Below are 12,717 nucleotides of genomic sequence, written 5' to 3' on the forward strand. Positions count from 1 at the left end.
CACGTGGGCCGATCCCGATCTATATTCCTTGACACGAATATTCCCTGTCAGGAATACTAGCCGTCATGGACGCACTTCTCACCGCGCTCGCCGACCCGGCGCGCTGGCGGCTCGTGAGCCTGCTGGCCGAACGGCCCCGCTCCGTCGGGGTTCTCGCCCAGCTGGCCGAGGCGCGTCAGCCACAGACGACCAAGCACCTGCAGACCCTGGAACGGGCCGGCGTCGTCACGTCCCAGCGCACCGGCCAGCGCCGGGTCTACGCGCTGCGGTCCGCCGCCCTGCGGGGCCTGGCCGCCGAGCTCAGCAGGCTCGCCGACATCGCGGACCGGGCCGACGGCCCACGCTCGGCCTACGACCGCCACGGGCTCAGCCTCCGGGCGGAGCGGCCGGCCGCCGAGGAGCCGGGGTGGGCCGACGGCCGCTCGTTCAGGTTCCTCCGGTCACTGAAGGGGAGCCCCGAGCTCGTGTGGCGCCACCTGACCGAGCCCGACCTGCTCGCCCGCTGGTGGACGCCCGACGACCTCCGCGTCAGCGAGCTCGTCTTCGAGGCGCGCGAGGGTGGGCGGGTCGTCCTGGAGTACCGCGACGCCGAGGACGCCGACGGCTCCGACCTGGTCGCCGGGCGCGCCGAGGGCGTCGTCCACGAGGTACACGCGGGTGAGCGCCTCGGCTACCGGCTCTCCCCGCTGCTTCCCGACGGGAGCCTCGCCTTCACCTCGCACGTCGAGCTCGGACTCACGCGCACCGGCACCGGCACCGACCTCGACGTCCGCTACCGGATCACCGACAGCACCGTCGACTCCGCGGACTTCGTCGCGGGCATCGAGATCGGCTTCGGTCAGAGCCTCGACAAGCTCGCGGCGACTCTCGCCGCGGAAGTCCACGACACCCACGACACCGGTGCCTCCGACGGCGCCGACACGGACACAAGGAGCACGAAATGACCGGGCAGACCGCCGCCTACGGCCGCAGGGTCGTCACCAACATGAGCCTCTCCCTCGACGGCCGCTACGCCGGACCGGACAACCCCCTGGACATGAGCTGGGTGATGCCGTACGCGATCACCGACGTCGCCCGCGACCACCTGACCAGCCTCTGGGAGCCGGCGACGACGGCCCTGCTCGGGCGGGTCAACGCCGAGGGCTTCCTCGGCTTCTGGCCCACCGTCATCGGCATGGAGGGCGCCGACCCGCGCGACGAGGCCTTCGCGAAGTGGCTCGTCGACGCCGACAAGGTGGTGCTCTCCTCCACCCTCGGCGAGGCGCCGTGGGAGCGGACGACGATCGTCGACAAGCCGGCCGCCGAGGCGGTCGCGGACCTGAGGGCGACCGAGGGCGGCGACATTCTCGTGCTCTCCAGCGCGAGCGTCATCAAGGCGCTGCTGGCGGCCGACCAGGTCGACCGGCTGGCGCTCACGGTCTTCCCGGTCTTCCTCGGCGGCGGGCCGCGCCTCTTCGACGACGGCCTGCCCGCAGGGAAGTGGACGCTGGCCGGCCAGACGGCGGGCGAGCACGGCACGTTGGCGCTCGTCTACGACCGGGTCCGCTGAACCCCCGCCCTGTGTCAGGTCACTGCGGGCGCTGCCGGCCTGTCGTGGACTCCCCGCGCAGACGCAGGAGTTCGGACGCGGCGGCTGACCGTTCCCGTCAGGGGCCGGCCGCGGGAGCGTACGTGCCCAGCAGGGCCCGCGTCGCCTCGTGTCGGGGGGCGTGGAACACGTCGGCGGTGCGTCCGGACTCCACGACGCGCCCCGCTTCCAGCACGGTGACGGTGTCCGTGCGGTCGGCGATGAGGGGCAGATCGTGGCTGATGAGGACGAGCGTCATGCCGTGCCGCTCACGCAACCCGGTCAGCAGGTCCATGATCGAGCGGCCGGTGTCGGGGTCGAGCGCGGAGGTGACCTCGTCGCAGATCAGGACGTCGGGCTCGGCGGCCAGCGCCCGGGCGACGGCGACCCGCTGGCGCTGCCCGCCGGACAGTTCGTGCGGGTAGCGGTCGGCGAACGCGGGCGGCAGACCGACCTGTTCGAGGAGTCCGGCCACGCGTTCGGGGACCTCGCCGGTGGGGCAGCGTCGGTGCAGACGCAGCGGTCGGCCCACGGCGGCGGCGACGGTGCGGCTGGGGTTCAGGGCGCCGAGCGGGTTCTGCGTGACGAGTTGCAGTCCGCGCCGCTGCTCCCGGGTGCGGCCGCGCAGGCCGGTGCTCACGGCGGCGCCGGCCACGTGCACGGTGCCGGAGGCGCTGCGCTGGAGTCCTACGACGGTGCGGACGAGGGTGGTCTTGCCGGAGCCGGAGACGCCGACGATGCCGGCGGCGGAGCCGGCGGCGACGGTGAGGCCGACGCCGGTGAGGGCGGGCGTCCCGCGGAACGCCACGTGCAGGCCCCGTACTTCGAGGGCCGGCGCGCTCCCCTCGACCGCGGGCGCGACGGACGCCCGGGCGGCCGGTGTGAGGCGCGGTGCGGGCAGGGGGGCGCCGAGCTCCACGACCTCGTCCGCGAACCGTTCGACGACGGCCGGGTCGTGGCAGGAGAAGACGACGGCGAGCCGGTGCTCGCGGGCGAGATGGGACAGCAACTCGGCTATCTCGTCCCGGAGTTCGGGGTGGAGGCCGGCGGTCGGCTCGTCCAGGAGGAGGACGTCGGGGCGGCGGGCCAGGGCTCGGGCCAGGGCCACGCGGCGTTGCTGTCCACCGGAGAGGGCGCCGGGGCGGCGGGCGGCGAGCCGGCCGTCGTCCGGGAGGCGGACCTCGGCGAGGAGGGCGGCGACCGCGTCCGCGCCGCGGTCGGCGGCGAGTTCCCGGACGAGGGCACGGACCCGCATCCGGGGGTTGAGGCCGGAGCCGGGGTCCTGCCCGACGTAGGCGAGGCGGGTGCCGCGCAGGGTGCGCAGTTCCTTCTCGGGGAGGGCGAAGACGTCGTGGCCGAGGACGTCGACGCGGCCTGCGGTGCGGGCGGTGCCGGGCGGCAGCAGGCCGGTGAGCGCGCGCAGCAGGGTCGTCTTGCCGGCGCCCGAGGGGCCGGTGAGGGCGACCAGCCGGCCCGGGCGGACGGTCAGGGACGCCTCCTTCACCAGGAGCCGGCCGTCCGGGGCGGCCACGGTGAGGTCGGTGACCTCGACGGCCGGCGGGTCGTCCGGGGTGCTCGCGCGCTTCGGGTACCGGTCGGACGCATGGCTCACAGGACGGTCACCGCCTTTCGGCCGGTCTGGGGTGCGAGGGCGGAGGCCGCGAGGTTGACGCTCAGGGCGAGCAGGCCGACGGCGATGCCGGGGGCGATCACGGACCAGGGGTTGAGGAGGATGCCGGGAGAGTTCTCCCGGATCATCAACGCCCAGTCGGCGGCCGGGGGTTGGGGTCCTACCTGGAGGAATCCCGCGGTGGCCACCAGGTACACGGCGGCGACGAACCGCAGGCCGAACAGGGCGAGCAGGGTGGCGTGCAGATTGGGCAGGATCTCCCGCACGACCAGGTACCAGAGGCGTTCGCCGCCGGCGGCCGCTGCCTCCACGTACCCCGCCCCGGCGACGGGCGCTGCCGCGCTCGCGGCGAGCCGGACGGCGTACGGCACGCCGAGCACGACGGCGGCGGCGATCACGGCGAGCCGGCCGCCGCCCGGCCAGGACAGGGTGACCAGCAGGATCCCGAGCACGGCCGGGAGCAGCATAAGCAGGTCGGCGGTGCGTTCCACCAGCCGTCCGACGCGCGGCCGTAGGGCGCCGATCGCGCCGAGGATCGCGGCGGAGCCGGTGACCAGGGCCGCGACGAGCAGGGAGGACAGGACGAGGTCGCGGCCGCCGGCCAGCAGTCGGCTGAGCACGTCCCGGCCGAGCTGGTCGCCGCCGAGGACCGCGGCGGAGCCGGGTTCGGCGTAGGGCGCGGTGACGGGGGCGTCCACGGCGTGCGGGGCGATCCAGGGGCCGATCAGGGCGAGGCCCGTCAGGAGGAGGGCGGGCGCGATGCGCAGCGCTACGCCCGTGCGCGGGGTCTTCTCGCTCATCGTCGGTCTCCCGTCACGAGGTCGCGGACCAGGTCGGCCAGGAGCAGGACACCGGTGATGACGGCGCCGGACAGCGCGGTGACCCCGGCGATGACCGGGCTGTCGCGGTCGGTGACGGCGGAGGCCAGGACCGAGCCGATGCCGGGGTAGTTGAAGATGGTCTCCACGACGACCGCGCCGCCCAGCAGCATGCCGGTGGAGGTGGCGAGGCCCGCGGCGACGGCGGGCAGGGCGCCGGGGAGCACATGGTGGGTGAGGACGCGGTGGGGCGGGAGTCCGTCGAGGACGGCGGTCTCCACGTGCGGGGCGCGGGCCTCGTCGGCGAGGGCGGCGCGCACGATCCGGGTGTTCCAGCCGACCTGCGGGATCGTCAGGGCCAGGGCGGGCAGGACGAGCATGTCCCAGGAGGCGGGGGATCCGTCGGCGCCGGTGAGGGTGACGGCGGGCAGCCAGCCCGTCCACAGCGACAGCAGCAGCACCAGGGCGACGGCCACCACGAACTCGGGCAGGGCGAGGACCGCGGTCGCGGCGCCCGACACGGCCCGGTCCAGTCGGCCGCCCGGCTTCAGGGCGGCCCAGCAGCCCAGGGCGAGCGACAGGACCGCGGTGAGCAGCAGGGCGATGCCGCCCAGGAGAAGGGTGTTGGGGAACGCGTGGGAGAGCAGGTCGGTGACCTTCTCGCCGCGCGCGGACATGCCGAGGTCGCCGGTGGGCAGGCCGGTCATCCAGTCCCAGAAGCGTTCCAGGACCGGCCGGTTCAGGCCGAGCAGCTCACGGCGCGCCGCGAGGTCGGCGGCGCTCTCGCCGCGCTCGGAGGTCGCGTTCGCCGCGTCGCCCGGGAGCAGTTCGACGGTGCAGAAGACCAGCGCGAGCAGCAGCGCCAGCAAAGCGAGCCGCTTCAGCAGCGTGGCGCCGAGGCGGGCCAGGAGCCGGGCCGGGGCGGGGGCGCGCGCCGGCCTCCCCGGACGGGAGGAGGCCGGCGCGGCGGTGTCGGGGGTCAACTGGCCAGCCATGCGCCTTGGAGCTGCACCCTTCCGTATCCGGGCAGGGTGGGCAGTCCGCGCACCTTCGCCCCGGCGAGGTCGATGCCGTCGGCCATGCCCCACAGGAGGTAGCCGGAGGTGTTGTGCTCGATCTGCTGGAGCTGTGCGAGGAGTTGGGTGCGCTGGGCGGCGTCGGCGGTGCCGATGGCCTTCTGGTACGCGGCGTCGAACTCCTTGGACTTCCAGCCGGCCTCGTTCTGCCCGCTGTCGGAGACCATGGTCTTGCTGGCGAAGAAGACCACCGAGTCGTTGGTGCCCCAGTAGGTGGTGTACAGGTCGCCCTTGAGCCAGGTCCTGTCCCAGAAGACGGCCGACTCCTGCTTGACGACCTTCACCTTCACGCCGGCCTCGCGGACCTGGGTGGCGAAGAGGGTGGCCGACTCGGCGAGGCCGGATATGTCCTCGGTGGTGATCAGTTCGTAGGTCTTCGAGGTGTCGAAGCCGGCCTCGGCGAGGAGCTTCCTGGCCTGCGCGAGGTCGCGGGTCCGCTGCGGGATGCCCTTGTCGTAGGCGGGGTCGCCGGTGCCGAGGACGTCGTTGGCGACGGTGCCGTAGCCGGAGAGGACCTGGTCGACCATGGCCTTGCGGTCGACGGCCAGCCGCAGCGCCTCGCGCACCTTGGGGTCGGCGAAGGGGCCGTCGGCGGTGCGCATGACGATCGGCATCGCCATGTCGTTGGGGCGGCGGACGGTCGTCACGTCCTTGCGGGACGCGGCCGTCCGGGCGGCGACGGCGCCGACGTTGGAGGCCAGGTCGATCTGGCCGGCCAGCAGGGCGTTGGCCATGGCCTGGGGGCTCTCGAAGATCTTGACCTCGATGGCGTCGAGGTGCACGTCGCCGCCGTACCAGTCGTCGTTGCGGACCAGTCGGGCGTTGCCGGAGCGGAACCAGTCGAGCTTGAAGGGGCCGGTGCCGGGCGCCTTCGCGATGTCCTTGTCGGTGGTGCCGTCGGGGATGACGAAGGTGGTCAGGCGGGTGAGCAGGGGCAGCTCGGCGTTGGCGTAGTCGGAGACCAGGACGACGGTGTCGGCGCCCTCGGCGGTGATGTTCTTCGCCTGGATGCCCGGCAGCCGGGAGGCGCCGGACGGGGTGGCCCGCAGCCGCTTGAGCGAGAAGACGACGTCCTTGGCGGTCACCGGTGTGCCGTCGTGGAACTTCGCCCCCGCGGCGAGCTTGAACTTCCAGGTCTTCAGGTCCGCGGACGGCTCCCAACCGGCCGCGATCCGGGGCGCGGTGTTCGGCTTGGCGCCGGGCACGGTGAGCGCGTCGTATACGAGGCTGATGATCAGGTAGTCGCTCTCGTTGGCCTGCGAGCCGTGCGGGTCGCGGGTGATGGCGCCGGCCCGGCCGAGGGCCCCGACCCGGAGTGTGCCGCCCTTGCGCGGCTTGGTCGAGCCGCCGGTGGCGGACCCGGCCGGCTCGGCGTCATCGCCGCCTCCACAGGCGGCCAGCAGGGCGGTCGCACCGATGGCGCCACCGGCCCACAGGAGTTGACGTCTGGTCAGGTCCACTTCGTCCTCGATTTCACAGGCGAGACACATGCTTAGGTTTGCCTACCCTGAATTACGACGATCATACAAGTGGATGACGGCTGTGATCTAGATCAACTTAGGTAAGGCTTGCCTAATTTCTGTGTGCTGGCTATGTTTCCGTCCGGCTGACGCCGCCTCCCTCACCGGAGGCCCAGCACCCGCACCCCCCACCCGCATCGAACGGACGGATCACCCATGCCGACGGCAGCAACGCCTGTACGTCAGCTCCACCCGCGCGCCGTGACCGAACTGCTCACCACGGCCCGCGCCCTGCTCGACGCCTTCGAGGGCGTCGCCACCCACCCCTTACTGCTCGCCCAAGTCCCGGACGCCGCAGCGAAGTTGAGCGACGACGTCCGGCAGGCCTGCCGCCCCGTCGACACCGCCGAGGGACTGTTCGTGCTGCGCGGCCTCCCCGTCGACGACGAGGCGCTCGGCGCCACCCCGGGCCACTGGTCCACCGCCGGGAACTCAGGCGCGCTGCACGACGTGGTCCTGCTCCTGCTGTCCACGGTGATGGGCACGCCCCTCGCCTGGGAGGGGCAGCAGGAGGGCCGGTTCGTGCACAACATCGTGCCCTCGCCCGGACACGAGGAGGAGCAGACCGGCGCCAGCAGCGACGTGCTGCTCAGCCCGCACACCGAGGACGCCTTCCACCCCGGCCGCGCCCATCTGCTGGTCCTCGGCTGCCTGCGCAACCCGGACTCCGTCGCCACCACGGCCGCCAGCATCCGCCACACCCGACTCGACGCGGACGACCTGGAGTCGCTCGGCCGCCCGGTGCTGCCGATCCTGCCCGACGACGCCTACGCCGAAGCACAGGGCTACGACGGCGCCCCGCCGCCCGTACCGACGATCTGGCAGTCCCCGGACGGGCCGACCCTGCGCTTCGACCCCGCCTACACGCCTCTCGACGAGGCGCCCGAGGAGTACCGCGCGGCCTACGGCCGGCTGGAGGCCGAACTCGCTCGCGTCTCCGTGGCGGTGGCCCTGACGCCGGGCGACGTCCTGGTCGTCGACAACGACCTCGTCGTCCACGGCCGGGTCCCGTTCAAGGCCCGCTACGACGGCACGGACCGTTGGCTGAAACGTTCCTCCGTGCGCGTGCCCGGCCGCCGCACCCGCCCGCAGGCCGAACGGTTCGAGCATGGCTACGGCCAGGCGGCCGTCGAGGCGTTCGCGTGACCGACACCCACTCCGACCAGGCACTCAGGGGGAGCACCATGCCGTCCGACGACACGACTCTGCGCATCCTCAGCACCAGCGACGTGGCCGGTATCGACATCTCGCTGTCCGATGTGGTCTCCGTGGTGGAGCAGGCCTACCGCACCCTGGCCGACGGCAGGTCGGACAACCCGCGCAAGCTCACCGTGAAGCCCGAGGACGGCCACTCCGTGGCGTACGCGATGCTCGGCCGCGACGGAGTGCGGGGCGTGGTCGCGGTGAAGACGTCGTACAAGCACGGCCTGCACGAGGACCGCGACAAGCAGCACTACTACACGACGCTGACCCTGTACGACGACGAGAGCGGACTGCCGGTCGCGATGCTGGACTGCGGGCGGGTCGGCGCCCTGCGCACCCCGGCGGTCTCGGCCCTGCTGGCCCGGGAACTGGCCGCCCCGGGCGCCCGCAGCGCGCTGGTCGTCGGCACCGGCACGCAGGGACGGCTGGCGCTGCCGTTCCTGCTGACCACGCGGCCGGACCTGGAGCGGCTGATGCTGTTCGGCACGCACCCGGACGGCATCCGGGCGGTCCGCGAACAGCTGCACGCCCACTTCCCCGGCCGGGAGGCAGAGGTCGTGACCGACCTGCGGGCGGCGGCCGAGGACGCGGACATCGTGCTCGCCACGGCCGGCCCCAACACCCCCGCGTCCGTGCACGCGGAGTGGCTCAAACCGGCCGCGCTGTCCATCCTCGTCGGCTACGGCATCGCGCCCTCGACCCTGCACCGGGCCGACCGCGTCATCGCCACCAGCGCCGCCCAGATGAGCGTCACCGGCACCGACATGGCCGACGCGAACGGTGAACTGCGGGACGTGGACGCCGAGTTCCCCGAGGTGCTGGCCGGCCGGGCCGTCGGCCGCTCGGACCCGGGGCAGCGGATCTTCGCGTACAACAGCGGACTCGTCGTCACCGACATCGCGCTCGGCCACCGGTTCGCCCAACTCGCCCTCGCCCAGGGGCTCGGCACGGCGGTGCCGCTGTGGAAATGACCACGGCGCTCCCCTCGCACACCACCCCCGAGGTGCGCTCGCTGCTGGCCGACGCGCTGCTGCACGAGCTGAGCCACGGACTCGGCGGCCCCTACCACGTGCTGTTCCCGGAGCGCTTCGACGCCAACGCGGCGGCCTTCCGGGAGGTGTTCGCCGAGGCGGGCGTCGACGGACGGGTGTACTACGCCAAGAAGGCCAACAAGGCGGCCGTCTACGCCGAACGGGCGGCCGTGGCCGGCCTCGGCGTGGACGTGGCGAGCCACGGGGAGCTGCGCGAGGCGCTGGCCGCGGGGGTCCGCGGCGAGGACCTCGTCGTCACCGGCCCCGCCAAGACGGACGCGTTGCTGCGCGTCGCCGTGCTCCAGGGCGCGCTGATCGCCGTGGACGCCCTCGACGAACTGGACCGGCTGATCGCGCTGGCCCGTCAACTGGGGCGTACGGCACGGGTGTTGCTGCGCCGTCTGCCCCCGGAGCAGCCGCACAGCCGCTTCGGCCTCGACGACGGCGAGTTGGCGAGCGCCCTGACGCGCTGCGTCGAGGCCCCCGTCGACATGGAGGGGTTCAGCTTCCACCTCTCCGGCTACGACGTCCGCCAACGCGCCGATCTGGCCGCCGAGTCGGTCCGTCTGTGCGGGCGCGCCCGTGAGCTGGGCCTGCGGGCCGACCGGGTCAGCGTCGGCGGCGGCTTCGCCGTCGACTACGTGACGGCCGAGGACTGGCGGCGCTTCGAGGAGAGCCGGCGGGCCGAGCACTTCCACGCGGAGAAGTCCTTCGGCGGCTTCTACCCCTACCACTCCCCCGTCGCCGGCGCCGACGCCCTGCGGATGATCCTGGCGGCCGCCCCCGCCGGTGAGCGCACGAGCCTCGCCGCGCTGCTGCGGGCGGCCGGGGTCACGCTGCTCGTGGAGCCGGGCCGGGCCCTGCTGGACCAGGCAGGGTTCACCGTGTTCCGGGTGCAGGGCGTGAAGGAGCGCGACGGGTACGCGGTGCTCACCGTCGACGGCAGCAGCCTCAGCCTGTCCGAGCAGTGGTTCGACAGCGAGTTCCTGCCGGACCCGGTGCTCGTGCCGGCCGGGTCCGGTCCGGTCGCCGACGCGGGGCCGTACCCGGCGTGCGTGGGGGCCGCCACCTGCCTGGAGTCGGACATGCTGACCTGGCGCAAGATCCCCTTCCCGCGCCGGCCCGCCGTCGGCGACCTCCTGGTCTACCTCAACACCGCGGGCTACCAGATGGACTCCAACGAGTCGCCGTTCCACGAGCTGCCGCTGCCGCCGAAGGTCGTCGTCGAACCGTCGGCGTCCGCCCAGCCCTCCCGTGCCTCCCAGCTTTCCCGCGCCTCCCAGCTTTCCCTCTCGTCGCAGTCCTCCCCCTTCCGCTGGCGCCTCGACCGTCATCCCCTCTGAGCATCCCTGGAGCCTCCATGGACGACCCCCTGCACCGGCCGCCCATCGTGCGGCAGGTCTCCGAACTCATCGGCGCCACCCCGCTGTTCGAGCTGTGCCGGACGGAGAGCGACGCCCGGCTGCTGCTGAAGCTGGAGCAGTTCAACCCGACCGGCACCGCCAAGATCCGGATGGCCCGGCAGATGGTCCTCGACGCCGAGGAACGCGGACTGCTCCGCCCGGGCGGCCGGATCGTCGAGTCGACCTCCGGCAACACCGGGCTCGGGCTGGCCGTCGTGGCCGCCGAACGCGGTTACGCCTTCACCGCCGTCGTCGACCATCACGCGGCCGTCGACAAGCTGCGCGCGATGAAGGCGCTCGGCGCGGAACTGGTGTACGTGGCCGACGCCGGCGACGAGGAACTGGCCACCGCCGCCCGCGAGGAGTTCGCGGAGAGACTGGCCGCCGAGTCCGACAACGCCTACTTCACCGAGCAGCACAACAACCCCGCGAACGGGGTGGGTTACCACCCGGTGGCCCGGGAGCTCGACGCCGCGCTGGACGGTCGTATCGACATCCTCATCGGCGCGGTCGGCACCGGCGGCGGGCTGTTCGGAACCGGGAGCGTGCTGCGCGAGACCGTGCCCGGGGTGCGGATCGTCGGCGTCGAGCCGAAGGGTTCGATCGCCTTCGGGCCGCCCGCGCACGACTACTACCAGTCCGGCACCGGCACTCCGGAGGGCGCGACGATCGGGGCCATGGTCGACTACGCGCTGCTGGACGAGGGGGCGAAGGTCGGGGACGTCGAGGCGTTCGCCACCGCCCGGGCCGTCGCCCGCCGCACCGGGCTGCTCCTCGGCGGCTCGGCGGGCGGGGTGGTGTACGAGGCCCTCACCCGGATGTCCGCCCTGCCGCCCGGCACTACTGTGGTCGCGTTGATCAACGACGGCGGCGAGAAGTACATGGACACCGTCTTCGACGACGACTGGATGGCCGACCGCGACCTCCTCTCGCCCCAAGTCGAGGGCGAGGTCGACGAGTTGATGGCCAAGCTCCGCCGCACCGACTCTCCACGAACCCCGCAGGAAAAGAACTGATGCCCCCCGTCCTCGCCCGCTTCCTCACCGACGGCCGCGCCCTGGCCACGCTCGCCGTCCCGCTGGCGCTCACCCAGCTCGCGCAGGTCGCGCTCACCACCACCGACACGGTCATGATGGGCCTGATCGGCACCGAGGCCCTCGCCGCCGGCGGTCTCGCCATGGTGATCTTCAACCAGCTGCGGACCATGGGCGTCGGCCTGGTCACGGCCGTCGGCAACCAGGTCGCCGCGGCCGACGCACGCGCCGAGACCGAGGGCGCCGCGGCCGAGGCCGCTCACGAGGAGGTCCGGGACCTGGTCCGGGCGAGCCTGCTGCTGTCCACGCTCGCCGGTCTGGCGGGGGCGGTGCTGATGGTGCTGATCGGGCACGCCGTGGTGTTCCTCGGCCAGGACCCGGACGTCGTCGACGCGGCGAAGCCGGTGCTGTACGCGATGGCGCCCGGACTGGTGCCCTGTCTGTGGTTCCAGGCGATCCGCCAGTTCACCGTCGGCATGCGCCGCCCGCAGGCCCTGCTGCGCATCACGATCGCCTCCATCGCAGTCAACGCGGGCCTCAACTGGGTGTTCATCCACGGCACTTGGGGGCTGCCCAAGCTCGGTCTGCCGGGCATCGGGCTCGCCACGACGTCGGTGTACGCGCTGTCGTGCCTCGCCCTGTACGCCTCGGCCCGCCGCGACCCACGGCTGGCCCCGCTGCTGTCGCTGAGCATCTGGAAGACCCGCCCGGCCACCCTGCGGCGGCTCGTCTCGCTCGGCACGCCGATCGCCGCGACCTACGGCTCCGAGGCGGGGTTCTTCTCCGTGGTCGCGCTGCTGGTGGGCAGCTTCGGCACGGCGGCGCTCGCCGCGCACACGGCCGTCAACCAGCTCGTGTACATCGTGTTCCAGATCGCGGTCGGTCTCTCCCACGCCGCGTCCCTCGGCGTCAGCCGTGAACTGGCCCTCGGCAACACGGCGGCGGCCCGGCGGCTGAAGTCGACGGCGCTGGCGTGCGCCGCCGCGGTGATGGCGGTCGTGGCGCTGGTCTACGTCACCGTTCCGGGGCTGGTGCTGGCGCCGTTCATCGAGAGCGAGAACGCCTCCGCCACGGACCTGGCCACGCATCTTCTGCTGATCGCCGCGGTGTTGCAGTTCTTCGACTGCACCCAGAACATCGGCGTCGGCCTGCTGCGCGGCCTGGACGACACCAAGGGCGGCTTCCGGGTCACCCTGGTCGGCTACTGGCTCGTCGGCCTGCCGGCCGCCGCGCTCCTCGGTCTCGCCGCAGGCTGGGACACCGTGGGCATCTGGCTGGGCCTCCTCATCGGCCTTGCCACCACCGCGCTGCTCCTCCTGCGCCGCTTCGACCACGCCCTCGCCCTCCACACCGCGCCCCCGGCCGTCGCAACCTCCTGAGGGAAGCAGCCGGGTCGTGGGGCTGCAGCCCTGAGGCAGGTCACACGGGGCGTGAC

11 protein-coding genes are annotated in these 12,717 nt (G+C 73.1%); 7 read left to right on the forward strand and 4 right to left on the reverse strand.

The genetic code is table 11. From position 1 onward, the window contains the following. Window positions 1-65: 65 nt before the first annotated feature. Both ACIBAF_RS06390 and ACIBAF_RS06395 read left to right on the forward strand, forming a co-directional pair. Window positions 66-944, forward strand: coding sequence for a metalloregulator ArsR/SmtB family transcription factor (locus ACIBAF_RS06390; RefSeq protein WP_399461967.1), 879 nt, complete (start codon window positions 66-68; stop codon window positions 942-944). Continuing rightward, window positions 941-1,549 (forward strand): dihydrofolate reductase family protein, encoded by a 609-nt coding sequence (locus ACIBAF_RS06395; RefSeq protein ID WP_399461968.1) that lies wholly within the window; start codon window positions 941-943, stop codon window positions 1,547-1,549. The genes ACIBAF_RS06390 and ACIBAF_RS06395 overlap by 4 nt, the downstream gene beginning before the upstream one ends. Before the next feature lie 97 nt (window positions 1,550-1,646). Here ACIBAF_RS06395 and ACIBAF_RS06400 read toward each other — a convergent pair whose 3' ends face one another. The 4 genes from ACIBAF_RS06400 to ACIBAF_RS06415 are packed head-to-tail and all read right to left on the reverse strand — an operon-like array spanning window position 1,647 to window position 6,551. Then, window positions 1,647-3,179 (reverse strand): ABC transporter ATP-binding protein, encoded by a 1,533-nt coding sequence (locus ACIBAF_RS06400; RefSeq protein ID WP_399461969.1) that lies wholly within the window; start codon window positions 3,177-3,179, stop codon window positions 1,647-1,649. Further along, entirely contained in the window at window positions 3,176-3,997 is an 822-nt protein-coding gene (locus ACIBAF_RS06405; protein ID WP_399461970.1) for an ABC transporter permease, read from the reverse strand. The genes ACIBAF_RS06400 and ACIBAF_RS06405 overlap by 4 nt, the downstream gene beginning before the upstream one ends. Beyond that, window positions 3,994-5,010, reverse strand: a complete 1,017-nt coding sequence (locus ACIBAF_RS06410; protein ID WP_399461971.1) for an ABC transporter permease — start codon at window positions 5,008-5,010, stop codon at window positions 3,994-3,996. Before ACIBAF_RS06410 ends, ACIBAF_RS06405 begins: the two co-directional genes overlap by 4 nt. Then, complete coding sequence (locus ACIBAF_RS06415; protein WP_399461972.1) at window positions 4,995-6,551, reverse strand: ABC transporter substrate-binding protein; 1,557 nt, start codon at window positions 6,549-6,551, stop codon at window positions 4,995-4,997. Before ACIBAF_RS06415 ends, ACIBAF_RS06410 begins: the two co-directional genes overlap by 16 nt. Before the next feature lie 216 nt (window positions 6,552-6,767). On the opposite strand from ACIBAF_RS06415, the gene ACIBAF_RS06420 reads away from it, so the two are divergent. The 5 genes from ACIBAF_RS06420 to ACIBAF_RS06440 are packed head-to-tail and all read left to right on the forward strand — an operon-like array spanning window position 6,768 to window position 12,661. Further along, window positions 6,768-7,757 (forward strand): TauD/TfdA family dioxygenase, encoded by a 990-nt coding sequence (locus tag ACIBAF_RS06420; RefSeq protein ID WP_399461973.1) that lies wholly within the window; start codon window positions 6,768-6,770, stop codon window positions 7,755-7,757. After that, window positions 7,754-8,785: an ornithine cyclodeaminase family protein gene (locus ACIBAF_RS06425; RefSeq protein WP_399461974.1), complete on the forward strand. Its 1,032-nt coding sequence runs from the start codon at window positions 7,754-7,756 to the stop codon at window positions 8,783-8,785. Before ACIBAF_RS06420 ends, ACIBAF_RS06425 begins: the two co-directional genes overlap by 4 nt. Next, window positions 8,782-10,188 (forward strand): Y4yA family PLP-dependent enzyme, encoded by a 1,407-nt coding sequence (locus tag ACIBAF_RS06430; protein WP_399461975.1) that lies wholly within the window; start codon window positions 8,782-8,784, stop codon window positions 10,186-10,188. Before ACIBAF_RS06425 ends, ACIBAF_RS06430 begins: the two co-directional genes overlap by 4 nt. Before the next feature lie 17 nt (window positions 10,189-10,205). Continuing rightward, on the forward strand, window positions 10,206-11,264 hold the full coding sequence (locus ACIBAF_RS06435) for a cysteine synthase family protein (protein WP_399461976.1): 1,059 nt from the start codon (window positions 10,206-10,208) through the stop codon (window positions 11,262-11,264). After that, on the forward strand, window positions 11,264-12,661 hold the full coding sequence (locus tag ACIBAF_RS06440) for an MATE family efflux transporter (RefSeq protein ID WP_399461977.1): 1,398 nt from the start codon (window positions 11,264-11,266) through the stop codon (window positions 12,659-12,661). Before ACIBAF_RS06435 ends, ACIBAF_RS06440 begins: the two co-directional genes overlap by 1 nt. Window positions 12,662-12,717: the final 56 nt, after the last annotated feature.

The sequence above is a fragment of the Streptomyces sp. NPDC051677 genome, from assembly GCF_044453465.1.
In the GTDB taxonomy this organism is placed as follows: domain Bacteria; phylum Actinomycetota; class Actinomycetes; order Streptomycetales; family Streptomycetaceae; genus Streptomyces.

Coding starts and splice junctions, on each gene's coding strand:
- ACIBAF_RS06390 (WP_399461967.1), top strand. CDS start 66: ATGGACGCACTTCTCACCGCGCTCGCCGACCCGGCGCGCTGGCGGCTC.
- ACIBAF_RS06410 (WP_399461971.1), bottom strand. CDS start 5,010: ATGGCTGGCCAGTTGACCCCCGACACCGCCGCGCCGGCCTCCTCCCGT.
- ACIBAF_RS06420 (WP_399461973.1), top strand. CDS start 6,768: ATGCCGACGGCAGCAACGCCTGTACGTCAGCTCCACCCGCGCGCCGTG.
- ACIBAF_RS06405 (WP_399461970.1), bottom strand. CDS start 3,997: ATGAGCGAGAAGACCCCGCGCACGGGCGTAGCGCTGCGCATCGCGCCC.
- ACIBAF_RS06430 (WP_399461975.1), top strand. CDS start 8,782: ATGACCACGGCGCTCCCCTCGCACACCACCCCCGAGGTGCGCTCGCTG.
- ACIBAF_RS06395 (WP_399461968.1), top strand. CDS start 941: ATGACCGGGCAGACCGCCGCCTACGGCCGCAGGGTCGTCACCAACATG.
- ACIBAF_RS06440 (WP_399461977.1), top strand. CDS start 11,264: ATGCCCCCCGTCCTCGCCCGCTTCCTCACCGACGGCCGCGCCCTGGCC.
- ACIBAF_RS06435 (WP_399461976.1), top strand. CDS start 10,206: ATGGACGACCCCCTGCACCGGCCGCCCATCGTGCGGCAGGTCTCCGAA.